This is a genomic window from Kribbella orskensis (assembly GCF_004342085.1).
GTDB lineage: Bacteria > Actinomycetota > Actinomycetes > Propionibacteriales > Kribbellaceae > Kribbella > Kribbella orskensis.
Genome location: NZ_SLWM01000008.1, coordinates 160,288 through 185,178 on the forward strand (window position 1 = coordinate 160,288; position 24,891 = coordinate 185,178).

A 24,891-nucleotide genomic window follows, 5' to 3' on the forward strand; every position below is an offset into this window, starting at 1 on the left:
AGCGGAGCGAGGGCATCATTCAATACAGGGCTTCTTGTGCCTCATCCGCGCCCGCAGCGAAGCGAGGACGCGGATGAGTTTCGACCACGACGTCGTGATCATCGGCTCGGGGTTCGGCGGCAGTGTCAGTGCGCTTCGCCTGGTGGAGAAGGGGTATGACGTCGCGGTGCTGGAGGCCGGCGCGCGCTTCGAGGACGCCGGGTTCGCGAAGAACTCCTGGGACAAGAACAAGTTCCTGTTCGCCCCGAAGCTCGGCTGGTACGGCATCCAGCGGATCAGCGCGGTGCGCGACGTGATCATCCTGTCCGGCGCCGGAGTCGGCGGCGGCAGCCTCGTCTACGCCAACACCCTGTACGAACCGTTGCCCGCGTTCTACTCCGACCGCCAGTGGGCCCACATCACCGACTGGAAGGCCGAGCTCGCCCCGTACTACGACCAGGCGAAACGCATGCTCGGGGTCACCACGTACCCCGGCTTCACGCCGGCCGACGAGGTGATGAAGCAGGTCGCGGACGATCTCGGCGTGGGGGACACGTTCCACCCGACGCCTGTCGGGGTGTTCTTCGGTGAACCCGGGGTCGACGTGGACGACCCGTACTTCGGTGGCGCCGGCCCCCGGCGTACCGGTTGTATCGACTGCGGCGAGTGCATGACCGGCTGCCGCCACAACGCGAAGAACACACTGACCAAGAACTACCTGTACCTCGCGGAGAAGGCCGGCGCCGAGGTCTACCCGATGACCACGGTGACCTCGGTCGAACCGCTGCCGGGCGGCGGGTACGCGATCGAGACGCGGCGCACCTCGAACCGGAAGCAGACGCGCAGATTCACTGCCCAGCAAGTGGTTTTCGCCGCCTCGGCGCTCGGGACCGCCAAGCTCCTGCACCGGCTGAGGGACGAGGGCAAGCTGCCGAACCTGTCCGATCGGCTCGGCGTGCTGACCCGGACCAACTCCGAATCATTGCTCGGGGCAATCGCCAGGGACCGGTCGGTGGACTACACCCGCGGCGTCGCGATCACCTCGTCGTTCCACCCGGACGAGATCACCCACATCGAGCCGGTCCGGTACGGCCGGGGCAGCAACGCGATGTCGCTGCTGCAGACCGTGCTGACCGACGGCGACGGGGACAAGCCGCGCTGGCGGACCTGGTTGCGCGAGCTGGGGGTGCAGCGGAAGAACCTGCGCCGCCTCTACGACCTGAAGCACTGGTCCGAGCGGACCGTGATCGCCCTGGTGATGCAGACCGCGGACAACTCGATCACCACCTTCGGCAAGCGGGACCGGCTCGGCCGCTGGCGGCTGACCTCGAAGCAGGGCCACGGGGCGCCGAACCCGTCCTGGATCCCGGTCGGCAACGAGGTCGTCCGCCGGATGGCGAAGATCATGGGCGGTACGCCGGGCGGCACCATCGGCGAGCCCTTCAACGTGCCGATGACGGCGCACTTCATCGGCGGTTGCGCGATCGGGGACTCGGCGGGGACCGGCGTGGTGGACCCGTACCACCGGGTCTACGGGTACGAGGGCCTGCACATCATGGACGGCTCGACGATCTCGGCCAACCTGGGCGTCAACCCGTCCCTGACGATCACCGCGCAGGCCGAGCGGGCGCTGTCGTTCTGGCCGAACAAAGGTGAGGAAGACGCCCGGCCCGCCCTCGGATCGGAGTACCGGAGAGTCACGCCGGTCACGCCAGTGCGGCCGGTGGTGCCGGCGGAGGCTCCGGGAGCCCTTCGGCTACCGATCGTGGAGATCACCAATCGCACGGCCACGAAGCAGGCTGTGACGGAGCCGTGACGCAATGACAACAATGTCCCGTGACCAGTGATGATCACGGGACAGGAATGGCCTGGAGTGAAAAATGAAAAAGCCTCAGGCGATGGCCTGAGGCTTCAATCATTACCAGGGCTTGTGTTCATCCTGGCCCAGACCGTGTTGATCTTCCTCCAGAAAAGGGAGCAGGTCCCTCAGGAACGTTTCCGCCCAAATCGTTTCCCGAGGGACCCACTCAAGCCGGGGTGAGGCGCCCGGCGCTTTGGGATCGGGTCACCAACCATAGCTGGCGACCCGAGCTCATATGCCTCACTCTACTACCGATTCGAGCCATTTCTACCTGCAGAGAGTGGTCGTAGCCACCCTGCGTGCCGATCGTAATGTGCGACCTTTCAGTCGCTCCTCGTTACCGGGAAGCGGTGTTCTTGCGATCAGCGCCTCTGCACACATCAACGAGAGGTCTCACAGAAGGTCACGAGGGGCCGCAGATTTATTTTTCCCGGGTCCCTGAGGCAGTTCGGCGACGGGTGTTCCAGGTGACGCCCCTCGCAGTGCGGGGTGGCCCGGCTGCCTTACTGTGACAACCGTCTGTGGACCGTTCGATGAGGCAGGAGAACCATGAACGACATCCTCGAGGTGGCGCGTGAGCAGGTCCTGGAACGAGGCATCGGCCTCTCCCAGGAGCAGCTGATCGAGGTCCTGCGATCCCCGGACGAGCAACTGGACGACCTGCTCGCCCTCGCGCACGAAGTACGGGTCAAGTGGTGCGGCGAGGAGGTCGAGGTCGAGGGCATCATCTCGCTGAAGACCGGCGGCTGCCCCGAGGACTGCCACTTCTGCTCCCAGTCCGGCCAGTTCACCTCCCCGGTCCGTTCGGTCTGGCTGAACATCCCGGAGCTGGTCGAGGCCGCGAAGGAGACCGCGAAGACCGGTGCGACGGAGTTCTGCATCGTCGCCGCCGTTCGCGGCCCGGACGCCCGGCTGATGTCCCAGGTGAAGGCCGGCATCGAGGCGATCAACGCCGAGGTCGACATCAACATCGCCTGCTCGCTCGGCATGCTCACCCAGGAGCAGGTGGACGTGCTCAAGGCGATGGGCGTGCACCGCTACAACCACAACCTCGAGTCCGCCCGCTCGTACTTCGGTGACGTCGTCACCACGCACTCCTTCGAGGAGCGCTGGGAGACCTGCGTGATGGTGCGCGAGTCCGGGATGGAGCTGTGCTGCGGTGGTCTGGTCGGCATGGGCGAGTCCCTGGAGCAGCGGGCCGAGCTCGCCGCCCAGCTGGCCGAGCTGGAGCCGCACGAGGTTCCGCTGAACTTCCTCAACCCGCGGCCGGGCACGCCGTTCGGAGACATGGAGATCATGGCCGGCAAGGACGCCCTCCGGACCATCGCCGCGTTCCGGCTGGCGATGCCCCGGACCGTACTGCGCTACGCGGGCGGGCGTGAGCTCACCCTCGGCGACCTCGGCACCCGCGAGGGGCTGCTCGGCGGCATCAACGCGGTCATCGTCGGGAACTACCTGACGACGCTGGGCCGTCCGGCGACCGCTGACCTGGACCTGCTGGCCGACCTCAAGATGCCGGTCAAGGAACTCCAGAAGACGCTGTGACCGTGACTACCGTTCTCTACTGCGGCCACTGCGGCCGCGAGGTGGCCGACGGCAGCCATGCCGACTGCCGCCAGGCCCTGACGATGGAACCACCCCGGTACTGCGAGCAGTGCCGCCGGCGGATGATCGTCCAGGTGCACCCGATGGGCTGGACGGCCCGGTGCTCCGCGCACGGCGAGGTCTCGTCGTGATGGACGGCTCCGAACTACTCGCGCGCGACTCCGAGCTGCTCTGGCACCCGTACTCGTCGCTGACCTCGCCCGCGCCCGCCCGGCTGGTCCGCGGGGCGTCCGGGACGCGGTTGAGCCTCGACGACGGCGCCGGGGGACAGGTCGACGCGATCGACGCGATGTCGTCGTGGTGGTGCATGATCCACGGCTACCGGCACCCGGTGCTGGACGAGGCGCTGCACCGGCAGATCGACGACTTCAGCCACGTGATGTTCGGCGGCCTGACCCACGAACCCGCCGTACGGCTGGGTGAGCGGCTGGTCGAGGTGACTCCGGACTCGCTGCGGCACGTCTTCTTCTGCGACTCCGGATCCGTCTCGGTCGAGGTCGCGATCAAGCTGGCCCTGCAGTACCAGGTGTCCCGCGGCCGCACCGGCCGGACCAGGATGCTCACCGTCCGCGGCGGGTACCACGGCGACACGTTCGCGCCGATGAGTGTGTGCGACCCGGTGAACGGGATGCACACGCTCTTCACCGGGGCGCTGAAGGAGCAACTGTTCGGACCGCGGCCCCCGGCCGGGTACGAGCGGACCGCGGACGACCCGGAGCTCGCCTCCTGGATGACCGTGATGAGCGCGCTCGCCGACGAGTTCGCGCACGAGATCGCCGCGATCATCGTCGAGCCGATCCTGCAGGGCACCGGCGGGATGTACCCGTACAGCCCGGACGCGTTGAAGTTCCTCCGCGGGCTCGCCGACCAGCACGGCTTCCTGCTGATCCTGGACGAGATCGCGACCGGCTTCGGCCGGACCGGGACGATGTTCGCCTCCGAGCACGCGGGCATCGAGCCGGACATCCTCTGCGTCGGCAAGGCTCTCACCGGCGGCTATATGTCGATGGCCGCGATGCTCTGTACGTCGGAAGTCGGCGAGGTGGTCTCCAACGGTCCGGGCGGCGCACTGATGCACGGGCCGACCTTCATGGCGAACCCGCTGGCGTGTGCCGTCGCCCTGGCCAGCCTGGACCTGCTGCTCTCGCAGGACTGGGCCGAGGGGATCGCCAGGATCTCAGCGGGCCTGGCCACCGGTTTGAAGCCGGCGGCGGATCTGCCCGGGGTGAAGGACGTCCGGGTTCTCGGCGCGGTCGGTGTCGTTCAGCTCGACCACCCGGTCGACGTACCGCGGATGACCGATGCCGTGCTGAGTCGCGGGGTCTGGGTACGCCCGTTCCGCGATCTCGTCTACACGATGCCGCCGTACGTCTGCACCGACGAGGACATCGCCGCGATCGGCGCTGCGATCACCGGTGCCATTGCCGAGGGCAACTGATGCTCGAGGACTGGCTCGCTCCGAAAGCCGCGGCGCTGGAATCGCGCGGGCTGACCCGCCGGCTCCGGCCGCGTGCCTCCGGGGAAGTGGTCGTCGATCTGGCGAGCAACGACTATCTCGGGCTGGCTCGTGATCCGCGGGTGGTCGAGGCGGCTGTCGAGGCTGTACGCGAGTGGGGTGCGAGCGCGACGGCTTCCCGGCTCGTGACCGGGACGACCGCCTTGCACGCGGAACTGGAGTCCGAGCTCGCGGCGTACGTCGGGCAGGAGACAGGTCTTGCCTTCTCCTCCGGCTACCTCGCCAACCTCGGCGTGATCACGGCACTCGGCGGGCCCGGGACGCTGCTGGTCTCCGACGACCACGTGCACGCCTCGATGGTGGATGCCTGCCGGCTGTCGCGCTCGCGGGTCGAGGTCACGCCGCACAACGACGTCGAGGCCGTCGCCAAGGCGCTTGCCGAACGCAACGAACCCCGCGCCGTCGTCCTGGTCGAGTCGGTCTACAGCGTCCTCGGCGACGCCGCGCCGCTGACCGAGTTGGCGGCGCTGGCGGTCGAGCACGACGCCGTGCTGCTGGTAGACGAGGCCCATGGGTTGGGTGTCACCGGCAACGGTCGGGGTTCGGTGGCGGCCGCTGGTCTGGCCGGCGCGGGCCACGTGATCGTGACGATGACGCTGTCTAAGGCGCTCGCGAGCCAGGGAGGCGTAGTACTCGGTCCGAGTGTCCTTCGCGACCATCTGATCAACCGCGCCCGGGCTTTCATCTTCGACACCGGTCTAACCCCCGCCGCCTGCGGGGCTGCCCTGGCCGCGCTGCGGATCCTGTCCGAGGAACCCTCGCGTCCAGAGGCCATCCACGGCACGGCCGCCCGGCTCGCTGCCGCATGCGGCGTGACCGCGTCGGCTGGTCCGGTCGTTTCGGTCCCGATGCCTGGCCCCCGCGAGGCGGTCCGGGCCGCCGACCTCTGCCTGGCCAACGGCGTACGAGTAGGAAGCTTCCGTCCACCTTCCGTGCCCGACGGCATCAGCCGCCTCCGCCTCACCGCCCACGCAGGCCTCTCCACCACCGACCTCGATCGCGCCTGCGACGTCATCACCACCGCAATCCGGGAAGCCTCATGACCCGCATCCTCTTCATCACTGGCACCGACACCGGCGTAGGCAAGACAGTGGTCACCGCCGCTCTCGCCTCCCGCGCTGCATCCTCGGGCACTGTCGCCGTCGTGAAGCCGGCGCAGACGGGGGTGACTGCTGAGGAGGCCGGGGATCTTGACGAGGTTCGTCGGCTGACCGGGATCACCGACCTGCACGAGGGCATCCGGCTGCTTGAGCCACTGGCACCGACGACCGCCGGCCGTCGGCAGGGCCTGGCGTTGCCCTCGGTCGAAGCCCACGCGAAGACCGTCGACGACCTGGCAGCCGGTCGCGACCTGGTGCTGGTCGAAGGCGCGGGCGGGCTTCTCGTCGGGCTGGATGAAGACGGCAATGACCTCGCCGACCTCGCGGCGCACCTCGAGACCGAGTTCGCCTTCGTCGTGGTCGCCCGGGCCGGCCTCGGCACCCTGAACCACGCCGGCCTGACCGTCGAAGCCCTCCGCGCCCGGTCTCTGCCGGTCGCCGGGCTCGTGATCGGCTCCTGGCCCGCCGAGCCGGATCTCGCCGAGCAGTGCAATCTCGACGACCTCCCGGCCGCGACCGGAGTACCGGTGATCGGTCGGGTTCCCGCCGGGGCGGGTGCGCTGGATCAGGCGGCCTTCACGGCGGCGGCGCCCGGCTGGTTCTCCGAGGCGTTCTGATGTCCGGCTGTCCCGCCCGGTACGACGAGACGCTCGGGATGTGGGTGATCGACGAGCCGGACGAGGTCCGGGAGGTGCTGCTCGATCCGGAGACCTTCCGGCCGGACAACGCCGTACTGGCTCATACCGCGCTGAGCGTGAAGGCGTTGCGGGTTCTGCAGGGAGCCGGGTTCACGCTGCCGCCGACGCTGGCGAACAACGCCGGGCCTTCGCATCGGCCGATTCGTGCCGCGGTCGCCCGATTCTTCAGCCCGGCGCGGGTTGCTGCCGTCGAGCCCCTTGCGCGCCGGCTGGTCGCCGAGCGGGTCACCTTGGCCGAGGCTGGGTTGCGGTCGGGCGCGGTGGATCTCGTCGAGGTGGTGGCTGCGGAGCCACCGGCGCTCGTGTTGCTGGACGTGCTCAGGCTGCGCGACGTCGACGTACCGGCGTTGAAGGCGTGGAGCCGGGAGTCGCTGGAGTTGTTCTGGGGCTGGCCGGACGAGGACCGGCAGTTGGAGCTCGCGCACAGTGCTGCGGAGTTCTACATGTGGTTGCGCCGGCGGGTGGAAGCAGCGAGGCGGGAGACCGGTGACGACCTCTTCGGGGTACTGGTCGAGCTGGGGTTGAGCGATGAAGAGGTGTGCGCGGTCGCCTACTTCCTGCTCATCGCCGGGCAGGAGACGACGACCCAGCTGATCTCGACGACCTTCCGCCGGCTGATCGGTCGGACTGTAGACGATGCGGCCGCTGTGGTCGAAACCATCCTGCGGGAGTCGTCGTCGGTGCCGACCTGGCGACGGATCACGACTGCGCCCGTGTCTGTCGGTGAGGTCGAGTTGCCTGCGGGTGAGCCGGTGCTGCTCGGGCTGACCGGGCACGGCGGCCCGGCGGATCTCGCCTTCGGGCTGGGGATTCACCGTTGCCTCGGCGCGGGTCTGGCCCGCCTGGAGGCCCGGGTCGCTGTCGAATGCGCCGGGCCCCTGCTGAGCGCAGTACAAGCTGTTGAGGCTGATCCGCCGATGATCGACCTGCTGTCCTTCCGAGCCCCGAAGCGGCTGCTGGTGACACTGCCTGGTGGGCAGGCCCTGATCAGGACTAACGTCGATCGAGACTGACTGTCTGCGTCAGTGGGAGGCTGATTGCGATGACCGGACGCGTGGTGCATTTCGAGATTCCATACGACGACGGAGATCGGGCGCGAGCGTTCTACGCGGAGTCGTTCGGGTGGGAGATCCACCTGATGCCCGAGTTGCAGTACACGACGGTGTCGACGGGGCCGGTGACCGAGCAGGGGATGCCTGCCGAGCCCGGCTACCTCAACGGGGGCATGTTCGACCGCTCCAACGGGCCGACGAACAGCCCGGTGGTCACCGTCGAGGTCGACGACATCGACGCGGCACTGGAGAGTGTCGAGCGACACGGCGGCAAGGCGGTGGTCGGCAGGACGGCAGTCGGCGAGATGGGTTTCAGCGCCTACTTCGCCGACCCGGAGGGCAACGTCCTGGGCTTGTGGCAAAGCCGCTGAGCTGCACCGATACGCTTTGTCGGTGACCGTTGCTGAGCATGACCTCGTACTCGTCGTCGACTTCGGTGCGCAGTACGCGCAGCTGATCGCCCGCCGGGTGCGCGAGGCGAAGGTGTACTCCGAGATCGTGCCGCACTCGATGCCGGTCGAGGAGATGCTGGCGCGGAACCCGAAGGCGATCATCCTGTCCGGCGGACCGCAGTCCGTGTACGCCGAGGGTGCGCCGCGGGTCGACTCGGGGCTGTTCGAGGCAGGGGTCCCGGCGTTCGGCATCTGCTACGGGTTCCAGGCGATGGCGCAGACGCTCGGCGGCGACGTACGGCGGACCGGGCTGCGCGAGTTCGGCCGGACCCCGGTCACCGTGAGCGAGTCGGGCACACTGCTGGCCGGCATCCCCGAGGACCTGAACGTCTGGATGTCCCACGGAGACGCGGTGCACGCGCCGCCGGCCGGCTTCGCAGTACTGGCTGCGTCGTCTGGTGCGCCGGTTGCTGCTTTCGAGGACCTGGATCGCCGGCTGGCCGGTGTCCAGTGGCACCCGGAGGTGCTGCACTCGCAGGCCGGGCAGGCGGTGCTCGAGCACTTCCTCTACGACATCGCGGGCTGCGCCGGCGACTGGACGACCACCAACGTCGTCGACGACCAGGTCGAGCTCATCCGTCAGCAGGTCGGCGACAAGCAGGTGCTCTGCGCGCTGTCGGGCGGCGTCGACTCCGCGGTCGCGGCAGCCCTGGTGCACAAGGCGATCGGCGACCAACTGACCTGCGTGTACGTCGACCACGGTCTGCAGCGCTCGGGTGAGTCCGAGCAGGTGGAGAAGGACTACGTCGCCGCCACCGGGATCCGGCTCGAGGTCGTCGAGGCCGAGGACCAGTTCCTGACCGCGCTGGCCGGCGTCACCGATCCGGAGCAGAAGCGGAAGATCATCGGCCGCGAGTTCATCCGCACCTTCGAGGCGACCGCGCGGCAACTGGACGCCGAACGGCACATCGAGTTCCTGGTGCAGGGCACGCTCTACCCGGACGTGGTCGAGTCCGGCGGCGGCACCGGTACCGCGAACATCAAGTCCCACCACAACGTCGGCGGCCTGCCGGACGACCTCGAGTTCGACCTGATCGAGCCGCTGCGGACCCTCTTCAAGGACGAGGTCCGCGAGCTCGGCGTGGCCCTCGGACTGCCCGAGGCGATGGTCTACCGGCACCCGTTCCCGGGCCCCGGCCTCGGCATCCGGATCGTCGGCGAGGTCACCAGGGAGCGCCTCGACATCCTCCGCGCCGCCGACCTGATCGCCCGCACCGAGATCACCGCGGCCGGCCTCGACCGCGACATCTGGCAGTTCCCGGTCGTCCTGCTGGCCGACGTCCGCTCGGTCGGCGTCCAGGGCGACGGCCGCACCTACGGCCACCCGATCGTGCTGCGCCCCGTCACCAGCGAGGACGCCATGACCGCCGACTGGGCCCGCCTCCCCTACGACGTCCTCGAAAAGATCTCCACCCGCATCACCAACGAGGTAGACGAGATCAACCGGGTAACCCTCGACATCACCAGCAAGCCCCCGGGCACCATCGAGTGGGAGTAACCACTCCAACCCGCTCGCGCCCCGCCGCTCAGCCGCCAGCCGGCCGAGCGGCGGTCTGCGTCCAGGCCCCGATCGGGCCGAGGGCCGAGATTGAGGTTCAGGGGAGTTACGAACTACCTTTGAACTATGGCCGAGCTGGAAGAAGTGAACTTTTCGGAGCTGCTCCAGCACCCCAACAAGACGGTGGAGCGGCTCAAGGCGACCCGGGGGCGTGCGTTGCGGGTGCACCGCCGCGGCTCCGAGGACGACCTGATCCTCACCACGGCCGCGCGTGCCACCCAGGATGGGGAACTGGTCGAGGTCGCCGGCCGGGTGCTCCGCGCGGTGATGAGCAACCCGGCGGTGCGGTCGCACCATCTGCTCGACATCCTGCCGCAGGTGTTTCCCTGGACCCGGTTCCTGACCACCGACGATCGGGTGGCCTTCGCCCAGGAACTCATCGACGTGATGGACGCCAGCGAGGACCTGGGGTCGCCGGCACCCGTGCTGCAGTTGATCAACCAGTGGCGGCATACCGCGGAGATCTACGCGGATCCCGAACTGCTGGCTGACTTGCGGGCCGAGACGCTCGACGACTTCGGCACGGTTGCCGAGCCGGTCGAGTGAGCCCAGGCAAGCGAGGCGACCGGGTCGCGCCACCCGCGGAGCCAGGTCGCTGGGTGCTGAAGTTCGGCACCTCCGAAGCAGGCAAGGGATGGGAGGACCTCTGCCGCCAGGCACCGGGCAACACCCTGAGGGCGTGGGAGGCGATCCGCACCGAGCCGCGGCCGTTCCCGCAGACCGACCGTCATCACCGGCTGAAAGGCAAGGAGTTGTCGACGGTGAACGGCCTCGAACAATGGCGGTACGAGGTGACCGGCGGCGGCCGGATCTGGTACCTGGTCGATGCCGCCAGCAAGACGGTCTGGATCAGGGTCGCGGGCACCGGTCATCCCAGGGCGACGGACTAGTCCGCTGCGGAGGTCGCTCTCCCCGGCCGGGGTCTGTGAGGATTGCGGCATGACAGACAGGGATGTTGAGGTTGAGTACCCGTTGACGGAGTTCGTGGCCAAGCTTCGGCGGTTGGCGGATGCGTTGGAGAGTGGGAAGCCGTTCCGGATCCAGGTGGCGAACAAGCGGTTCACCGTGCCGCGGAGCGCGCAGTGGAGTGTCGAGCACGAGGCTGAGCACGGCGAGGTGGAGGTCGAGTTCCAGCTGAAATGGAAACTGGCGGACGCCCCGGACAAGCCGGACCACGACGAAGAGGTCTGATCCGAGGTCCGTACCCGGATGACGGTTCGGCTGTCATCCGGTACGACGCTCGCCCAGAACTGGTCCGCCGACCTACCTTGGGGGGAGACCCGGAACGCGGAACAGGTGTGGCGGATGGATGAGCAAGTGCAGGACGTGCAGGACGTGCTGGCGGCCGAGCGGGAGACCACGGCCGAGAGGCTGGCCGCGTTGGAGCGGGATCTCGAGGGAATCGTCGAGGCCGGCCGGCTGGTCGCCACCGATGACGAGCATGATCCCGAGGGGTCGACGATCGCGTTCGAGCGGTCGCAGACAGGCGCGTTCATCGAGGACGCGCGCAAGCACCTGGCCGCTCTCGACAGCGCGCTGGAGCGGATCGCCGCAGGGGACTACGGGATCTGCGAGAAGTGTGCGCAGCCGATCGCGGCCGAGCGTCTGATGGTCCGCCCGACCGCGAAGACCTGCATCAGCTGCGCGGTCTGAGGTCTACGGCGACGTCAGCCGGGCTTCCAGGGCTTCGGCCTCGGCAGAGCGGTCGAGGCCGCGGAGGCGGTCGGCCAGGAGGTAGCCGGCCCGATGCCACTGGTCGTGGCCGGTCGGCAGGCTGTTGAAGATCTCCTGCAGCATCTGGTCGTCGGTAGTGCCATGCTCCGCGATCAGCAGCCGTGCGTTGAGGAGCTGACCTTCAAAGCCACCACGCTCGTACGACTCTGCCGCCTGCCGCGCGTAGTCCACGGCGGCAGGGATCTCGCCCCGCTGCATCGCCAGCATCGCCAGGTCCCAGTGAACCCCGGCCTGCTGGAACAGCACTGTCTCGTCTGCCGACGGCAACGAGTCGAGCACAGGACGTACCCGGTCGAGGAGCTGCGGGATCAGGTCGAAGTCCCCGGCGTACCGGGCTGATTGCGCCGCAAGCCGCACAGCCTGGACAAACTCGATGGGCAGCTCGGCCGTCTCGAAGTGCTCCGCCGCGGCCAGGAAAACGTCCACGGCCTCCTTGTCCCGATCAAGCCGTTCGAGCAGCAGTCCCTCGTCCTGCCGCGTCATCCCGAGCCAGTGCGGATGCGCCTCCTCCGGAGCGTCGGCCAGCAACGCACGCACCTGCGCCAGCGCCGGCTCCAACTCCCCGAGCGCCCGATAGGCGTCAACCAGCACCCCGCGTACGTCGAGCCGGATGCTCGTCAGCTCAGGCGCTCCCACTGCGGCGAGTGCCTCCTCGGCAGTCTCCGCCGACTCCAGCGGGCGACCCGTGAGGAGATAGGAGCGAGCGAGTTCGAGCCGGCAGATCGCCACATGGATCTCGGCTTCGGGAGTACCCGCCGCCAGCGCGATCGCCTCCTCGAGGTCGTCCACCGCCTCGGCCGGACGCTCCAGGGCGTTCCGGATCCAGCCCCGCTGGCGGAAGGCGTACGACCGGGGGAGTTCGTGCTTCGTCGCAGTCCCCGCGCCAGCCGCCTCTTCGGCATCGTCCAGCCGCTCGAACTGCAGGAACAGGCTGCACTGCAGGATGCCCGCGCCGGCCTTGAGCTCATCCTCGGCGTCGGCCGAGGCGCGCAATGCCGTCGCCTCGGCCAGTGCCTCCTCCGCGCGTCCGGCCTCCGCCAGCATCGTGGCCAATGAATACTGCCAGCCACCTCGCCGCCGCGGCTCGTCGTTCGCGATCAGCCGGCGCAGCGGCTCTTCACCGGTGGCGAGAGCTTCCTCGATCTGCCCTTGCTCGCAAAGGATCCGGGAGATCCGGCCGCGGTCGCGCAGCAGGCGGACCTCCTCGCCGAGTTCGGCGTACAGGCCGAGGGCCTCGCGCCAGGACTCCAGCGCCACCTCATGCTCGTCCTTGGAGGCGAGACCGCGGCCGTCGAGCAACCGAGCCTGGTCGAGCTTGCTGCGCTCGGCCTCCGGGACTTCCTGCTCGAACGCCTGCCAGTCGGCGACCGCCTCGTCGCGGCGATCGTTCTGCCAGTGCTCCTCCGCCCGGTCGAGCCACCCGCTGCCGGTCGGAGCAGGCCCGTCGGCAACTGGTGCCGTGACCTCCGCCTGCTGGACTGCCTGGCGACGAGCGTGGGCCCGCCGCGCGGTCTCCGACAGCGGCAGGTAGTCGATCCACGGCTCGGCGGTCAAGGTCGCCCGAACCATCTCCGTACGGAAGCCCGTCCCGTTGCGCTCGTCGAAGCGCGCCGCCAGTTCCAGCGCTCGCGCGGCCAGATCCTCGGCAAGTCGCGCGGACGGTACGTCGTCCGCCTTCGGCTGCCGGATCATCAGGTCGACCTTGCTCAGGGCAAGCGATGCCGCGGCCGCGAACTCCAGCTCCGCCAGCGGACTCGGCGGATCCTCGAGATCGCCGAGGTGCCGTTCCACCAGCTCGACGGCCCTGGTCTCGTTGCCGGTCCGGGCCAGGAAGACGATGTGGTCGGCGTACGAACCCAGCTCGCCGGGCTCGGCCCGCTGGATCCGGTAGGCCCGGCGATGCGCGTCCACCGCCTCGGAGTACATGCCCTCGGCAACATAGGCCGGCAGCAACGCGGTCAGCATCTGCTGTGGCTGCTCGTTGCAGGTCAGCTGCCCGTCCAGTACGCCGACCGCCAGCGCGACCGCCTCGGCGGTCTGGCCGATCCGGCTCAGGTGCCGCACCTTCGAGGTCGGGTCGCAGCCGACGCAGTCGGACAGGTCGTCGCGCGGCGCGGTCGACCAGAGCCGGAAGTGCTCGGCGGCCGCCTCCGCGTCACCGATGTGGTTGGCGACGAGCCAGCGGTGCTGGTGTACGGCGTGCATGCTGTGGCCGCCGACGCGCCACCGCCGCTCCATGTCGTCCAGTACGCCGTACGTCTGCGCCAGCGGGACCTCGGGGAACCGGGTCAGCGTGCTCGGCGCGTACTTGAAGCACCAGTGGAACGTGTGCGAGTGCTGCTGGTACTTCCCCGGGTCGGCGTCCCAGTCCGCGACGCAACGCGCGAACGGCACCAGCGACTTCCGCGGCTCACCACCCATCACGTACGCCGTGACGAGTTGCAGGCGGGCGTAGAACGCCAGGTCCTCGTCCTCACCTGCATCCGCGCGGCGGACCACGTCCTCCAGCAGGGCCGAGCGGGCCTTGCCGTACGGCGTGCTCTCGGCGCGGTGGAGTCGCTCCAGCAGGTCGTCGCTCATCGGGTCGGATCCTCCTGGTTGCGGTCGTTCAGGGTGGGCACGGCCTGGTCGAGCAGGCCGAGGAATGACCGGTTCACCAGCGCGGAATCCGCCGGGCCGATCGGGTGGTACCCGAGCATCAACGCGTGCCCGTACAGGCCTTCTACCGCCAGCCGTGCCAGTTCGGGATCGCCGAGACCGGCCATCCGCCGTACCAGCGGGCTGCGGTGGTTGAGCACGAGCTGCGGCCGGCTGTCGTCGTGGGTGTCGAGCGCCCCGAGCACCTCGGACCACAGCGCGTCCGCCTTGCTCTTCGTACTGCGAAGCTCGGCGGCGAACTGGGCGGACCGGTCGACCAGGTAGATCGCGGGGAGGTTGGCCGGGTCGAATGCGCGGACCACCACCTCGCAACCGACAGCATCCAGGGCTTCCTGGGCCAGCCGGACGAACGGCCTGAGCTGGAGCTCGGTCTCCGGGTCCAGGCTGTCGAAGCTGGTGCTGAGCTCGGTCGGGTCGAACCTGCTGGTGATCAGGTCGGGAACCACCTCGGGCAGCCGCTCGATCAGCTCGCTGTCGTAGGTGTACCCGCCGTTCACCACGGTGATCTGCTGAGCCGCGGCGACCGCCGCCAGCTGGCGGAACTCCTCGATCGTCGCGACGTACCGGATCTCGCCGTGCCGCTCCTGCAGCTCGGCGGCGGTCATCCGGCCGTGGTTCGTCTCGAACCGGAGCCAGCGGTGGACCAGCCGGAGCATCTCGTCGTCGTGCAGGGCCAACGCCTTCACGCCGAGCTGGTGGATGCCGAGGAAGCGGTCGAGCTTCTGCGGATCGGTGCTGCCGAGACGCACCAGCCAGCCGCGGAGCTGGGCGCCCAGGGCGTCCCGGGTGGCCTCGAGGTTGCCGTCGTCGAAGAGCGCCTCGCGGCTCGCGGTCGGGCGGAGCTCGGAGGTGTCGATCACGGCCCGGACGAAGAACGCCCAGTCCGGCAGGAGGCCCTCGACGCCTTCGGCGAGCAGCATGCGCTTGAGGTAGACGCGGTGGGTGGCGCGCTCGGCGGGATTCGCCGGGAACGGCAGCACGAACGCGACACCGTTCAACCCGGCGGCCGGGATGCTCAGCGGGATCACGTCGAACGGGGTGAACCCCAGCTTGTCCTGCGCGTACCCGACCAGCTCGGCGCGTTGCGCAGTACCGGTGCCTTCCCAGGGTGCGCGGCCGTCGGTGACGCGCTCGCCGTTGACGCGGATCTCGAGCGGGAGCAGGGCGCCGAAGAGCCGTACCAGCTCGACGACAGTGGCCTGCTTGAACCACTGCTCGGCTCCGCGTCTCGCCTTGAGGGTGACGGTGGTGCCGATCTCTGTTCGGGGCTCTGCCTCGTTGATCGTGTAGCGGCCGTCCGCAGTACCGATCCAGAGCGTGGTGGGGCCGCTGGCGGGATGCGTGCGGACTTCGATCTCCTCGGCGACCATGAACGCCGACAGCAGCCCGATCCCGAACTGCCCGAGGAACTCCGTCCGCGCGAACCCGATCTCGTCCCGCTTCGAGCTCCGCCCGATGGTGGCGAGCAACTCCCGCACCTCATCCGGCCGCAACCCGATCCCGCTGTCGGTGATGCTCAGCGTCCTGTCGTCAACGCCGAGGTCGATCCGCGCGGGCGCGTCCGGCTCGTGCGCCTGGCGTGCGGTGATCGCATCCACCGCGTTCTGCAGCAGTTCCCGCAGATAGACCCGCGGACTGCTGTACAGGTGATTGCTCAGCAGATCGACGATCCCGTGCAGATCAACCTGAAAATTCTCGCTACCCATCCCAGCCCTCTCTCAACACCCCCGGCGCGCTGGCCCACGGTACTAGTACCCCGGTCCGCACACCGCCCCCCGTCCGCCATCCCGCCGCCAGGGTTGACCTTCACATTCATGTGACGGTTTGAGGATGAAGCGACGGCTGACACTGAGGAGAGAGACCGATGGAGAACACGCTTTACGAGTACTCGCCGATCACGGAGCGCGAGCCGATCCACTGGCCCGATGGAAAGCGGGTCGCCTTCTACGTCGGCCTGAACATCGAGCACTTCCACGTGGACAAGCCGTCCACCAGCATCCACGAGGCCACCGCCTCGCTTCTTCCGGATGCGCTCAACTACGGGTGGCGCGACTACGGCGTACGGGTCGGGGTGTGGCGGCTCATCGAGGCCCTGGACCGGCACGGAATCCGGGCGAGCGTCCTGCTCAACTCCGAGGTCGCCGAGCGCTACCCGCAGATCATCGAGGCCGGACGCCGGCGGGACTGGGCATGGCTCGCTCACGGCAGGACCAATTCTGTGCTCCACACGGACCTCGACGTCGAGGCCGAGCGCAAGGAGCTCCTCGACATCGTGGACGCGATCGAGAAGGCCACTTTCCAGCGCCCCCGCGGCTGGATGGGCCCGGCGCTCACGGAAACCTTCAATACACCGAAGCTCCTCAGCGAGCTGGGTCTTCAATACGTGCTGGACTGGACCAGCGACGATCAGCCCTTCCCGCTGTCCGTCCCCGGCATGCTGAGCGTGCCCTACACGGTGGAGCTGAACGATCTGGCCATCTTCGGCTTCAAGGGCCTCACCGGGCCGCAGTTCCTGCAGATGTTCACCGACCACCTCGATCAGTTGGTGGCGGACTCCGGCGAGAGCGGACGAGTCATGGCGCTCGCCCTGCACCCGTTCGTCATCGGCCAGCCGTCGCGCCACAAGTACCTCGACCTGGCCCTCGAATACGCGGCCGACCACAGCGACATCTGGTTGACGACGAGCGACGAGATCGCCGACCACTACGCCCGGACCGTCAGTGCTTCTGGTCGAGAAATGCGGTGAGTGCCGCCACGAATTCCGTCGGCGCCTCTCGGTGAACGCCGTGGCCGACCGGGATTTCCTGGAAGGCGCCGCGAGGCATCCGGTCGGCCATCGCACGCATCTGGTCCTGCGGGAACGGGCTGGCCGGGCCACCGCCGACGACCAGTGCGGGAGCCCGGATTGCGTCGAGCTCGTCGAGCCAGCCTGGGCCAGGGGAATTGACCTGCTCGACAAGGGCGACCCGGGCGGCCCAGTCGTACTCGATCGGGCCGTCCGGGCGCTCCGGGATCGGCCGGTACTGCGGGAACGGCGGCGGTGGCTCGACGAGCACCAGTGGCCCGGCGCGGTCCGGGCGCCTCGCGGCGTGCAGGTAGGTCGCGACCGCGCCCATCGAATGTCCGACCAGGATCGGCGCAGTGAGGTCGCGCGCATCGAGGAACTCGCCCAGATCCGCGGCCAGCAGCTCGAACGTGTAGGCGTCGGCAGGCCCGGTCTGCCCGTGTCCTCGCTGATCAGGCACGTACACCCGCCACCTCTCGGCAAGCGCGCCGACAACCCCATCGAACGATGACCCATCCGACGTCAACCCGTGCAACAACACCAACGGCTCGCCACCATGCGGCCCATGACTGCGGAACTCCAGTCGCATGCCGGCATCCTGCCACGCACGAGGATCTGTCGGCGGTCGCTGCCAGACTCGCGGGCCCGGACTGTTCACCTGCGGTCATGGTGACGAAGAGTGGCTGGGGCCGTACGGTTTGGGTACAGCTCGAGGCCTGGGGAGGACTTGATGGCGCTGACGGTGGGGACTTTCAATCTCAACAACCTGTTCGACCGGTGGAACTTCGCCGGGGCGGTGGAGGTGCTGGCGGCGGGGACGAGCACGGTGCCGGCGACGTACACCTTCGATGACGAGCATCGGCGGCGGCTGCAGCTGGACGGGCGCGGCAAGTTGCTGGTGTCGAAGCCGGTCGCGGACACGAACCGGATCGCCGAGCGGCTGCTCGAGGCGGACGTGGACGTGTGGATCGTGCAGGAGGTCGAGAACGTCGACGTACTGCGGGAGTTCAACCGCGAGCACCTGAACGGGTCCTACCGGCACGTGATGGTGATCGACGGCAACGACTCGACCCGGTTCATCGACATCGGGATCCTGTCGCGGCGGCCGCTCGGTGGGGTGACGAGCTACCAGCGCACGTTCCACCCGGACGACCCGTCCCGGCCGATCTTCTCCCGCGACCTGGTCGAGGCGGAGATCCTGGACTCCAAGGGGCGGAAGGTGCTGACCGTGTTCGGCACGCACCTGAAGTCGAAGTTCGTCGACTTCACCGTGCCGAACCCGGTCGAGGCCGCGGCCGCCGCGGAACTCCTGCGCCGGCGGCAGGCCGAGACGATCGTCCGGATCATCGCGAACCGGACCAGCACCCGCCAGCGGTACCTGCTGTGCGGCGACATGAACGACACCCCGGACTCGCCGGCGTTGGTGGCGTACGCGCAGGCCGGCCTGGTCAGCGCGCTGCTGACGCCGACCGAGGTGGGGATGGTGAAGACGACGGTCGACCTGCCCGCGAGCCCGGCGTGGACGTCGACCTTCAAGGAGTCCGGCCAGCCGCGCACGTTCGACCTCATCGACCAGATCTGGCTGTCACCCGGGCTGGCACCGAGGCTGACCGGCGCGTTCATCGGGCGCCGCCGCAAACTGGCCCGCGACGGCACCGACCACGACCCCGCCTGGATCTCCCTCGACATCTGAGCATCCAGGCGAGCGCCTACCGTTCTGGCGTGGAAGAGAGCGTCGCGGACCCTGCTGGACGAGGTCGAGCTCCTCGAACGGCTGAACCGCGACGACGAGGCCATGTTCACCCTGGTCGCGGCGGCAGCGCAGTACGGGCGGTAAGAGCCTCGATGCCGTCGAGCAGGCGGTCGAGGCCGAAGCGGTAGGACTCATCCGCCGCCTCGCGGGTGCCGTCGCCGTACCCGTTCGCGTTCCAGATCGCCGTCATGGTGGGGTGCCGCTCGACGTCGAAGTACGTCTCCCACAGGTCATTCCGCTCGTGCCACCAGGCGTCGTTGCTCTGCCCGGTGGTGCGCTCCACCTGCTCGCTCTCGGCTTCCAGCCCGGCCGCGGAGTCGACGTACGTCGTGATTGCCAGCGCGGCGGTGTTCGTCTGGCGCGCGGGAAGTCCCAGTACTGCGCACGCTGACAGCAGGTACTCCCGGCTGGCGAGCATGCCGGGCCCGACGGGCGGGCGGATCGTGGAGATGCGCGCGAGCCAGGGGTGCCGGCGGAACATCGCGCGGGTCTGCTCGGAGTACAGCTCGATCTGGTCGCGCCAGTCGGCCGGGCGTGGTTCGCCGGGACCGGGTAGTTCGCGTTCGCCGAGGACCTGGTCGACCATCAGATCGAGCAGTTCGTCCTTGGACGGCACGTACGTGTAGAGCGTCATCGTGCCGACCCCGAGCGCCTTCGCCACCCCGTTCATCGAGGCGGCGGCAAGACCTTGCGCATCGGCCAGCGCGATGGCCGCCGTGACCACCGCATCCAGGTCCAGGGTCGGCTTGCGCCCCAACCTGGGCGGCACGTCCTCAGCCGTTCGCTCGCGGCGATTCCGCCAGAGCAACGCGAGCGTCCGCCCTGCCGGCCCCCCACCACTGCGCTCCACCATCCCAACCTCCCCGCCGCGTGCGCCGTTCTGCCGATCGACGATTCGTGCACTGCCGCCGAGTCGCGCACTGTCGTCGCCGAACTTTCTCATAGGCGCTCCGACAGTATTCTCGTATACCCTACGAAAACTGACCGCGGAGTGGAGGAGAGGCTGATGACGATCCTGGTGACCGGGGCGACGGGCAGTGTGGGGCGGTTGCTGGTGGACGAGTTGGTGGCGGCGGGTGCGCCGGTGCGGGCGTTGACGGCAAACCCGGTGAAGGCGGCCCTCCCGGACGGCGTCGAAGTGGTCAAGGGGTATCTGGGGCGTCCCGCGACGCTGCCGGCCGCGTTGGCCGGGGTCGACACCGTGTACCTGGCGCCGCTGCCTGCGTATGTGGACGACTTCGTCGCTGCTGCGCAGGAGGCTGGCGTACGGCGGGTCGTCGTCCTCTCGGGGGAGCCTGCGGAGTACGAAGCGAAGGGGGATCCCGCGGCGTGGCACTACTACAAGGTGGAACGGGCGATCGAGGATGCCGGCTTCGAGTGGGTGCATCTGAGGCCGGGGCAGTTCATGACCAACACGCTCGACTGGGCCGACTCGATCAAGGCCGAGGGAATGGTCCGGGCGCCTTATCCGGCGGCCGTGCAGACTCCGATCGACCTGGCGGACATCGCGGCGGCGGCGCGCGTCGTCCTGCTCGACGAGAGCTACACCGGGCGGAAGTTGACCATGAGCGGGCCCGAGGCGATCACCCAGCCCGAGGAGGTCGCGGCGATCGGTGTGGCGATCGGCCGGGAGTTGAAGTTCGAGGAGTTGTCCCACGCGCAGGCGCTGGAACTCTGGACGCCGGTGATGGGAGCGGAGTCGGCCGAGTGGTTGCTGGACGGCTTCCGGATGATGTCGGAGTTCCGGATGACGCCCGAGACGACCGTGCTGGACGTGACGGGACACCCGGCGACGACGTACCGGGAGTGGGCCGAGGCGAACGCGGACGCTTTCCGCTGACCGGACGGCCTGGTGGAGGGCGAGTTGAAAGCCCGGCGAACATGTGTTCGACTATAGTCCATGCGATGGGCCGGGCAGCGAATCGAAGCGGAGACACCGGGGACGTTGCCGGGCCTGGGGTCGATCGCCGGGCTGGTCCGGAGTGTGACGACGCCGGAGTTCCAGGGGATCACGTTCCACGAGGTGCTGGCGCGGTCCGCGCTGAACTCGGTGCCGGGCTCGGGGCTGCCGTTCAACTGGACGATCAACCCGTACCGCGGCTGCACCCATGCCTGCCGGTACTGCTTCGCCCGGCCGACCCACCGGTACCTCGAACTGGACCAGGGGCTCGACTTCGACCAGCAGATCGTGGTGAAGACGAACGTCGCGGACGTACTGCGGCGCGAACTGGCCCGGCCGTCATGGCGTGGTGAACAGGTTGCCCTGGGCACCAATACGGATCCGTACCAGCGGGCCGAGGGGCGCTACCGACTGATGCCCGGCATCATCGAGGCGCTGGCCGCTTCCGGTACGCCGCTGTCGATCCTGACCAAGGGGACTCTGCTCAGGCGCGACCTGGATCTGCTGGTGGCGGCGGCCGAGCAGGTCCCGGTCGGGCTCGGGGTGTCGCTGGCGCTGGCGGACGAGGAGCTCCGGCGGCTGGTCGAGCCGGGGGTGCCGTCGGTGCGCGGGCGGCTGGAGCTGATTCGCGCGATCCGGGACGCAGGGTTGCCGTGTGGGGTGATGGTTGCGCCTGTGCTGCCGTGGCTGACCGACTCGTCGGAGCAGCTCGACCATCTCTTCGGTGAACTCGCCGCGGCCGGTGCCACCGGGGTCACGACGCTCGTCCTGCATCTGCGACCCGGGGTGAAGGAGTGGTTCATGTCCTGGCTCGCGGAGGAACGCCCCGACCTGGTGAGTCGCTACGACCAGCTCTACTCGCATGGCACCAACGCCCTGCCGAGCTTCCGCAACGCCTTCGAGGACAAGGTCCGCCCACTTCTCGACAAGCACGGCTTCGGCCGAGCCTCCCGCCACCGCGCCAGCTCGGAGTCCCGCTCCGCCTCGGCGATGGGCGCCGGCATCCGCTCGACCAACGGCGTCGTCGAAGCCTCCGGCCCAGGCTCAGACTCCGGCTGGGGCGAACCAGACCCTTCCGACGACCGTTTCCGTGGCCCGAATCGCCGCCCAGACCGCACCCGCCGCGCCGGCGGCCGGTCATCCCGCCACCCACCAGCCCCCGTCCCAGCCGTCACCCCAGGCCCAGAACAGCAGTCACTCTTCTAGCGGTGCTTGGGGCAATGCGGTTCAGCGGGCGGTGAGGATCTCGGGGCCGTGGTCGGTGATGGCGACGGTGTGTTCGGCGTGGGCTCCTCGGGTGTGGTCGGCGGAGCGGAGGGTCCAGCCGTCCTCGTCGATGACGTAGACGGTGCCGGGGCCCTGCCAGAACCACGGCTCGATCGCGATCACATGGCCGGGACGGAGCTTGAGACCGCGGCCGGGCTGACCGCCGTTGGGAATGTGAGGGTCCTCGTGCATCCGGCGGCCGATCCCGTGGCCGCCGAAGTCCAGGTTGGTGCCGACGCCGGCGGCATGTCCGACAGCGCCGATCGCGGCGCCGACATCACCCAGTCGTCCCCCGGGGACAGCCGCGGCGATCCCGGCCGCGAGCGCCTTCTCCGTGGTGGCGATCAACTCGAGGTCCTCTGCCCGCGGCGTACCGACGACGAAGCTCATGGCCGAGTCCGCGCACCACCCCTCGACCGAGGCGCCGCAGTCGACGTTCAGCAGGTCGCCGTCCGCCAGCCGTACGTCGCTCGGCAGTCCGTGCAGCACCGCGTCGTTGACCGACGTGCAGATGACTCCGCTGAACGGGCTGGTCGCGAAGCCGGGCTGGTACCCCTCGAACAGCGAGACCGCCCCGGCCGTCCGCAGTACGTCGCGGGCGACCTCATCCAGTTCGCGCAGAGAGACGCCGACGGCAGCCTCCTTCTTCACCGCGATGAGCGCGGCGGCGACCACCTGGCCGGCGGTGCGCATCTGCTCGATCTCCGCCGCCGTCTTCAGTTCCACCATCTTCTGAGTCCTCAACTTCGCGTGATAGTTATACCGGTACTATTATCACGGTCATGGTTCGACCACCGCTCTCCAGTTGGGACCGCGAACGCGGACGGCAACTCGGCGCCCTGCTGCGCGAGGCTCGCGGCGAGCGGAGCATGGTCGATGTCGCCGCCGCCTGCGGGGTGTCCGTCGACACCCTCCGCAAGATCGAGACCGGCCGGATCCCGACCCCCGCGCTGTTCACCGTCGCGGCCGTCGCCGCCACCCTCGACCTGTCGCTCGACGACCTGGTGCTGGCCTGCCAGTTCAGCAAACCAGCCAAGCGCAACAGCGGCCTGATCGCCTAGCTCCTTCAACTTTTCCATCCTCCAGGACGTCTCCACCAGCAAGCCGGATAGCAAGCACCGGCAACTCTGGGGACGAAGGACGAACGACGTGAAGACAAGGTTGCTGGCAGCAATCGTGGTGCTCGCGGGCACGACGGGGCTGACCGGCTGCATCTCGGACACACAGGCCGCGGAGACCACTCCGTCGGCCGGGACCTCGACCGCGTCGAAGGGCACCAAACCTGCGGCTGAGAACGGACCCGACCGGATCACCTTGGTGGCCACCGGCGACGTCCTGCTGCACGAGCGGTTGTGGACCACGGCCAAACGCGACGGCACCAACGGCGAGTGGAACTTCGCCCCGCTCCTCCAAGGCGTCAAACCCCTGGTCAAGTCCGCCGACCTCGCCGTCTGCCACCTCGAGACCCCACTCGGTACGCCGTACTCCGGCTACCCGCTCTTCCAGGGTCCACCGCAGATCGTCCCGGCGCTCAAGCAGACCGGGTACGACGTGTGCTCGACTGCCAGCAACCACAGCTTCGACAAAGGCGCGGCCGGCGTGGATCGCACGCTGGACACGCTCGACAAGGCAGGCCTGAAGCACACCGGTACTGCGCGCACTCCCGAGGAGGCGGCGACTCCCACGATCGTCAGCGTGCGAGGTGTCAAGGTCGCCCTGCTCAGCTACACCTACGGCTTCAACGGCATGCCCTATCCCGACGGCGAGACCTGGCGGGCCGGCAAGCTCGACGTACCCAAGATCAAGGCGATGGCACAGAAGGCCCGGGAGAACGGCGCCGAGATCGTCGTGGTCAGCTGCCACTGGGGCGACGAGTACTCCAAGTCCGTCAACTCCCAGCAGCAGGATGTCGCCGCCCAGTTACTTGCCGACAGCAACATCGACCTCGTGCTCGGCCACCACGCGCACGTCGTGCAGCCGCTCCAGCGGATCAAAGGGAAGTGGGTTGCCTACGGCCTCGGCAACCTCGTCGCCGCCCATCGCGAGCCGGACAGCCTGAAGGCCGAGGGCCTGCTGGTCCGCTTCACCTTCCAGAAGTCGGGGGACCGCTGGAAAGCCGAGCAGGCGGAGTACGCGCCGCTGCTGATGACAGCCACCCTGCCCGTCCGCGTTCTCGACGTACGGCGTGAGCTCGCGAAGCCCGGCATCTCCGAGGCCCGCAGATCCCGGCTGGAGCTGGCCGAGCGGCGGACGACCGCGACCGTCGAGTCGCTCGGCGCCGAGCCGAAAGCACTCTGAAGCCGTCAAGGTGCTCGGGGGCTTCGGCCTTGCGGTGAAAATACTTTGAAAGCAAGGCGATCCGCACTCTAGGGTCGACGCATGTCTATCAACTACTTCGTGATGGTTCGCCGTGCCCGGCTCCGGGCAGGCGAGGGGTGCCTGGGGATGGCATCCGCTCGATAGTCGTTGGGCCCAACGCGTCGTGGACGCCGCCGGGGTCAGACCCGGTGAGCTCGTGCTCGACGTCGGTGCCGGCCTCGGTGCGCTGACCGCGCCGCTGGTCCGGGCCGGAGCCCAAGTGGTCGCCGTAGAGCTCCACCCTGGTCGTGCCGACCGGTTGCGTCGGCGGTTCGCGGATTCGCCGGTGACGGTGGTTCGTGCTGATGCTGGTGATCTCCGGCTGCCGAACAGGCCGTTCCGGGTCGTCTCCAGCCCGCCGTACGGGATCTCCACCGCTCTGCTGAAGAGACTGCTCGCGCCCGGCTCACGCCTGGTGTCGGCCGATCTCGTCCTGCAGCGCCAAGTGGTGAACCGCTGGGCCAACCAAGATGCTCCCGCGGCTGCCCGTTGGAGCCGGTACTACGACCTGTCGATCGGGATTCGCCTTCCCCGCAAGGCTTTCACCCCACCACCCCATGTCGATTCCGCCGTCCTGGTCCTGCGCAAGCGGGGCCGAACCAAACCCTAGGAAGCC

25 protein-coding genes are annotated in these 24,891 nt (G+C 68.7%); 20 read left to right on the forward strand and 5 right to left on the reverse strand.

The features are described 5' to 3' along the window. The first annotated feature begins 73 nt into the window (after positions 1-73). From EV644_RS22760 to EV644_RS22820, 13 genes are all read left to right on the forward strand, one after another. Positions 74-1,795, forward strand: coding sequence for a GMC oxidoreductase (locus EV644_RS22760; RefSeq protein WP_132190714.1), 1,722 nt, complete (start codon positions 74-76; stop codon positions 1,793-1,795). A gap of 594 nt (positions 1,796-2,389) precedes the next feature. Continuing rightward, positions 2,390-3,385 carry a biotin synthase BioB gene (gene bioB, locus EV644_RS22765; RefSeq protein ID WP_132190715.1) on the forward strand — a complete coding sequence of 332 codons (996 nt, stop codon included), beginning with the start codon at positions 2,390-2,392 and terminating at the stop codon, positions 3,383-3,385. A 2-nt stretch (positions 3,386-3,387) separates the two neighbouring features. Continuing rightward, a complete protein-coding gene (gene bsaP / locus EV644_RS22770; RefSeq protein ID WP_132190716.1) occupies positions 3,388-3,576 on the forward strand; it encodes a biotin synthase auxiliary protein BsaP in 189 nt (62 codons plus the stop codon). Further along, positions 3,576-4,883 (forward strand): adenosylmethionine--8-amino-7-oxononanoate transaminase, encoded by a 1,308-nt coding sequence (gene bioA / locus EV644_RS22775; protein ID WP_132190853.1) that lies wholly within the window; start codon positions 3,576-3,578, stop codon positions 4,881-4,883. Before bsaP ends, bioA begins: the two co-directional genes overlap by 1 nt. Then, the gene (locus tag EV644_RS22780; RefSeq protein ID WP_132190717.1) at positions 4,883-6,004 is read left to right on the forward strand and encodes an 8-amino-7-oxononanoate synthase; all 1,122 of its coding nucleotides are present in this window, start codon (positions 4,883-4,885) and stop codon (positions 6,002-6,004) included. The genes bioA and EV644_RS22780 overlap by 1 nt, the downstream gene beginning before the upstream one ends. Further along, positions 6,001-6,678 carry a dethiobiotin synthase gene (gene bioD / locus EV644_RS22785; RefSeq protein ID WP_132190718.1) on the forward strand — a complete coding sequence of 226 codons (678 nt, stop codon included), beginning with the start codon at positions 6,001-6,003 and terminating at the stop codon, positions 6,676-6,678. The genes EV644_RS22780 and bioD overlap by 4 nt, the downstream gene beginning before the upstream one ends. Then, a complete protein-coding gene (locus EV644_RS22790) occupies positions 6,678-7,772 on the forward strand; it encodes a cytochrome P450 family protein (RefSeq protein WP_132190719.1) in 1,095 nt (364 codons plus the stop codon). The genes bioD and EV644_RS22790 overlap by 1 nt, the downstream gene beginning before the upstream one ends. A 29-nt stretch (positions 7,773-7,801) precedes the next feature. Then, complete coding sequence (locus tag EV644_RS22795; RefSeq protein ID WP_132190720.1) at positions 7,802-8,182, forward strand: VOC family protein; 381 nt, start codon at positions 7,802-7,804, stop codon at positions 8,180-8,182. A 22-nt stretch (positions 8,183-8,204) separates the two neighbouring features. Further along, complete coding sequence (gene guaA, locus EV644_RS22800; protein ID WP_132190721.1) at positions 8,205-9,761, forward strand: glutamine-hydrolyzing GMP synthase; 1,557 nt, start codon at positions 8,205-8,207, stop codon at positions 9,759-9,761. Between the two features lie 126 nt (positions 9,762-9,887). Further along, complete coding sequence (locus tag EV644_RS22805; RefSeq protein WP_199239950.1) at positions 9,888-10,367, forward strand: hypothetical protein; 480 nt, start codon at positions 9,888-9,890, stop codon at positions 10,365-10,367. A 53-nt stretch (positions 10,368-10,420) separates the two neighbouring features. Further along, a complete protein-coding gene (locus EV644_RS22810; protein ID WP_241998638.1) occupies positions 10,421-10,711 on the forward strand; it encodes a hypothetical protein in 291 nt (96 codons plus the stop codon). A gap of 49 nt (positions 10,712-10,760) precedes the next feature. Further along, on the forward strand, positions 10,761-11,012 hold the full coding sequence (locus EV644_RS22815) for an amphi-Trp domain-containing protein (protein WP_132190723.1): 252 nt from the start codon (positions 10,761-10,763) through the stop codon (positions 11,010-11,012). Between the two features lie 114 nt (positions 11,013-11,126). Beyond that, positions 11,127-11,474 (forward strand): TraR/DksA family transcriptional regulator, encoded by a 348-nt coding sequence (locus tag EV644_RS22820; RefSeq protein ID WP_132190724.1) that lies wholly within the window; start codon positions 11,127-11,129, stop codon positions 11,472-11,474. 3 nt (positions 11,475-11,477) lie between these two features. On the opposite strand, the gene EV644_RS22825 is transcribed toward EV644_RS22820, so the two are convergent. Next, positions 11,478-14,135, reverse strand: a complete 2,658-nt coding sequence (locus tag EV644_RS22825; RefSeq protein WP_132190725.1) for an ATP-binding protein — start codon at positions 14,133-14,135, stop codon at positions 11,478-11,480. After that, positions 14,132-15,919 carry an HSP90 family protein gene (locus EV644_RS22830; RefSeq protein WP_132190726.1) on the reverse strand — a complete coding sequence of 596 codons (1,788 nt, stop codon included), beginning with the start codon at positions 15,917-15,919 and terminating at the stop codon, positions 14,132-14,134. Before EV644_RS22830 ends, EV644_RS22825 begins: the two co-directional genes overlap by 4 nt. 158 nt (positions 15,920-16,077) lie before the next feature. Between EV644_RS22830 and EV644_RS22835 the strand changes: the two genes are divergently transcribed. After that, on the forward strand, positions 16,078-16,959 hold the full coding sequence (locus EV644_RS22835) for a polysaccharide deacetylase family protein (RefSeq protein WP_132190727.1): 882 nt from the start codon (positions 16,078-16,080) through the stop codon (positions 16,957-16,959). Here EV644_RS22835 and EV644_RS22840 read toward each other — a convergent pair. Beyond that, on the reverse strand, positions 16,931-17,587 hold the full coding sequence (locus EV644_RS22840; protein WP_132190728.1) for an alpha/beta fold hydrolase: 657 nt from the start codon (positions 17,585-17,587) through the stop codon (positions 16,931-16,933). The genes EV644_RS22835 and EV644_RS22840 overlap by 29 nt on opposite strands. 141 nt (positions 17,588-17,728) lie before the next feature. On the opposite strand from EV644_RS22840, the gene EV644_RS22845 reads away from it, so the two are divergent. Continuing rightward, complete coding sequence (locus tag EV644_RS22845) at positions 17,729-18,691, forward strand: endonuclease/exonuclease/phosphatase family protein (RefSeq protein ID WP_132190729.1); 963 nt, start codon at positions 17,729-17,731, stop codon at positions 18,689-18,691. Positions 18,692-18,797: 106 nt separating this feature from the next. On the opposite strand, the gene EV644_RS22850 is transcribed toward EV644_RS22845, so the two are convergent. Further along, positions 18,798-19,694 (reverse strand): TetR/AcrR family transcriptional regulator, encoded by an 897-nt coding sequence (locus EV644_RS22850; RefSeq protein ID WP_241998639.1) that lies wholly within the window; start codon positions 19,692-19,694, stop codon positions 18,798-18,800. A gap of 63 nt (positions 19,695-19,757) precedes the next feature. Between EV644_RS22850 and EV644_RS22855 the strand changes: the two genes are divergently transcribed. Next, entirely contained in the window at positions 19,758-20,591 is an 834-nt protein-coding gene (locus EV644_RS22855; protein ID WP_132190730.1) for an NmrA family NAD(P)-binding protein, read from the forward strand. 60 nt (positions 20,592-20,651) lie between these two features. Next, entirely contained in the window at positions 20,652-21,857 is a 1,206-nt protein-coding gene (locus tag EV644_RS22860; RefSeq protein WP_132190731.1) for an Rv2578c family radical SAM protein, read from the forward strand. A 21-nt stretch (positions 21,858-21,878) separates the two neighbouring features. On the opposite strand, the gene map is transcribed toward EV644_RS22860, so the two are convergent. Then, positions 21,879-22,646, reverse strand: a complete 768-nt coding sequence (gene map / locus EV644_RS22865; protein WP_132190732.1) for a type I methionyl aminopeptidase — start codon at positions 22,644-22,646, stop codon at positions 21,879-21,881. A gap of 53 nt (positions 22,647-22,699) precedes the next feature. On the opposite strand from map, the gene EV644_RS22870 reads away from it, so the two are divergent. From EV644_RS22870 to EV644_RS22880, 3 genes are all read left to right on the forward strand, one after another. Beyond that, positions 22,700-22,978, forward strand: a complete 279-nt coding sequence (locus EV644_RS22870; RefSeq protein WP_132190733.1) for a helix-turn-helix domain-containing protein — start codon at positions 22,700-22,702, stop codon at positions 22,976-22,978. An 88-nt stretch (positions 22,979-23,066) separates the two neighbouring features. Further along, positions 23,067-24,215, forward strand: coding sequence for a CapA family protein (locus EV644_RS22875; RefSeq protein WP_241998641.1), 1,149 nt, complete (start codon positions 23,067-23,069; stop codon positions 24,213-24,215). Positions 24,216-24,327: 112 nt separating this feature from the next. Next, entirely contained in the window at positions 24,328-24,885 is a 558-nt protein-coding gene (locus EV644_RS22880; RefSeq protein ID WP_132190734.1) for an rRNA adenine N-6-methyltransferase family protein, read from the forward strand. Positions 24,886-24,891: the final 6 nt, after the last annotated feature.

Excerpts from the sequence above, each read along its gene's own strand:
- EV644_RS22825 (WP_132190725.1), bottom strand. The coding sequence starts at position 14,135 with ATGAGCGACGACCTGCTGGAGCGACTCCACCGCGCCGAGAGCACGCCG.
- bioA (WP_132190853.1), top strand. The coding sequence starts at position 3,576 with ATGGACGGCTCCGAACTACTCGCGCGCGACTCCGAGCTGCTCTGGCAC.
- EV644_RS22835 (WP_132190727.1), top strand. The coding sequence starts at position 16,078 with ATGGAGAACACGCTTTACGAGTACTCGCCGATCACGGAGCGCGAGCCG.
- EV644_RS22845 (WP_132190729.1), top strand. The coding sequence starts at position 17,729 with ATGGCGCTGACGGTGGGGACTTTCAATCTCAACAACCTGTTCGACCGG.
- EV644_RS22815 (WP_132190723.1), top strand. The coding sequence starts at position 10,761 with ATGACAGACAGGGATGTTGAGGTTGAGTACCCGTTGACGGAGTTCGTG.
- bioD (WP_132190718.1), top strand. The coding sequence starts at position 6,001 with ATGACCCGCATCCTCTTCATCACTGGCACCGACACCGGCGTAGGCAAG.
- map (WP_132190732.1), bottom strand. The coding sequence starts at position 22,646 with ATGGTGGAACTGAAGACGGCGGCGGAGATCGAGCAGATGCGCACCGCC.
- EV644_RS22870 (WP_132190733.1), top strand. The coding sequence starts at position 22,700 with ATGGTTCGACCACCGCTCTCCAGTTGGGACCGCGAACGCGGACGGCAA.
- EV644_RS22840 (WP_132190728.1), bottom strand. The coding sequence starts at position 17,587 with ATGCGACTGGAGTTCCGCAGTCATGGGCCGCATGGTGGCGAGCCGTTG.
- EV644_RS22795 (WP_132190720.1), top strand. The coding sequence starts at position 7,802 with ATGACCGGACGCGTGGTGCATTTCGAGATTCCATACGACGACGGAGAT.
- EV644_RS22805 (WP_199239950.1), top strand. The coding sequence starts at position 9,888 with ATGGCCGAGCTGGAAGAAGTGAACTTTTCGGAGCTGCTCCAGCACCCC.
- EV644_RS22855 (WP_132190730.1), top strand. The coding sequence starts at position 19,758 with ATGACGATCCTGGTGACCGGGGCGACGGGCAGTGTGGGGCGGTTGCTG.
- EV644_RS22790 (WP_132190719.1), top strand. The coding sequence starts at position 6,678 with ATGTCCGGCTGTCCCGCCCGGTACGACGAGACGCTCGGGATGTGGGTG.
- EV644_RS22860 (WP_132190731.1), top strand. The coding sequence starts at position 20,652 with ATGCGATGGGCCGGGCAGCGAATCGAAGCGGAGACACCGGGGACGTTG.
- EV644_RS22850 (WP_241998639.1), bottom strand. The coding sequence starts at position 19,694 with ATGAGAAAGTTCGGCGACGACAGTGCGCGACTCGGCGGCAGTGCACGA.
- EV644_RS22760 (WP_132190714.1), top strand. The coding sequence starts at position 74 with ATGAGTTTCGACCACGACGTCGTGATCATCGGCTCGGGGTTCGGCGGC.
- bioB (WP_132190715.1), top strand. The coding sequence starts at position 2,390 with ATGAACGACATCCTCGAGGTGGCGCGTGAGCAGGTCCTGGAACGAGGC.
- EV644_RS22820 (WP_132190724.1), top strand. The coding sequence starts at position 11,127 with ATGGATGAGCAAGTGCAGGACGTGCAGGACGTGCTGGCGGCCGAGCGG.
- EV644_RS22780 (WP_132190717.1), top strand. The coding sequence starts at position 4,883 with ATGCTCGAGGACTGGCTCGCTCCGAAAGCCGCGGCGCTGGAATCGCGC.
- EV644_RS22830 (WP_132190726.1), bottom strand. The coding sequence starts at position 15,919 with ATGGGTAGCGAGAATTTTCAGGTTGATCTGCACGGGATCGTCGATCTG.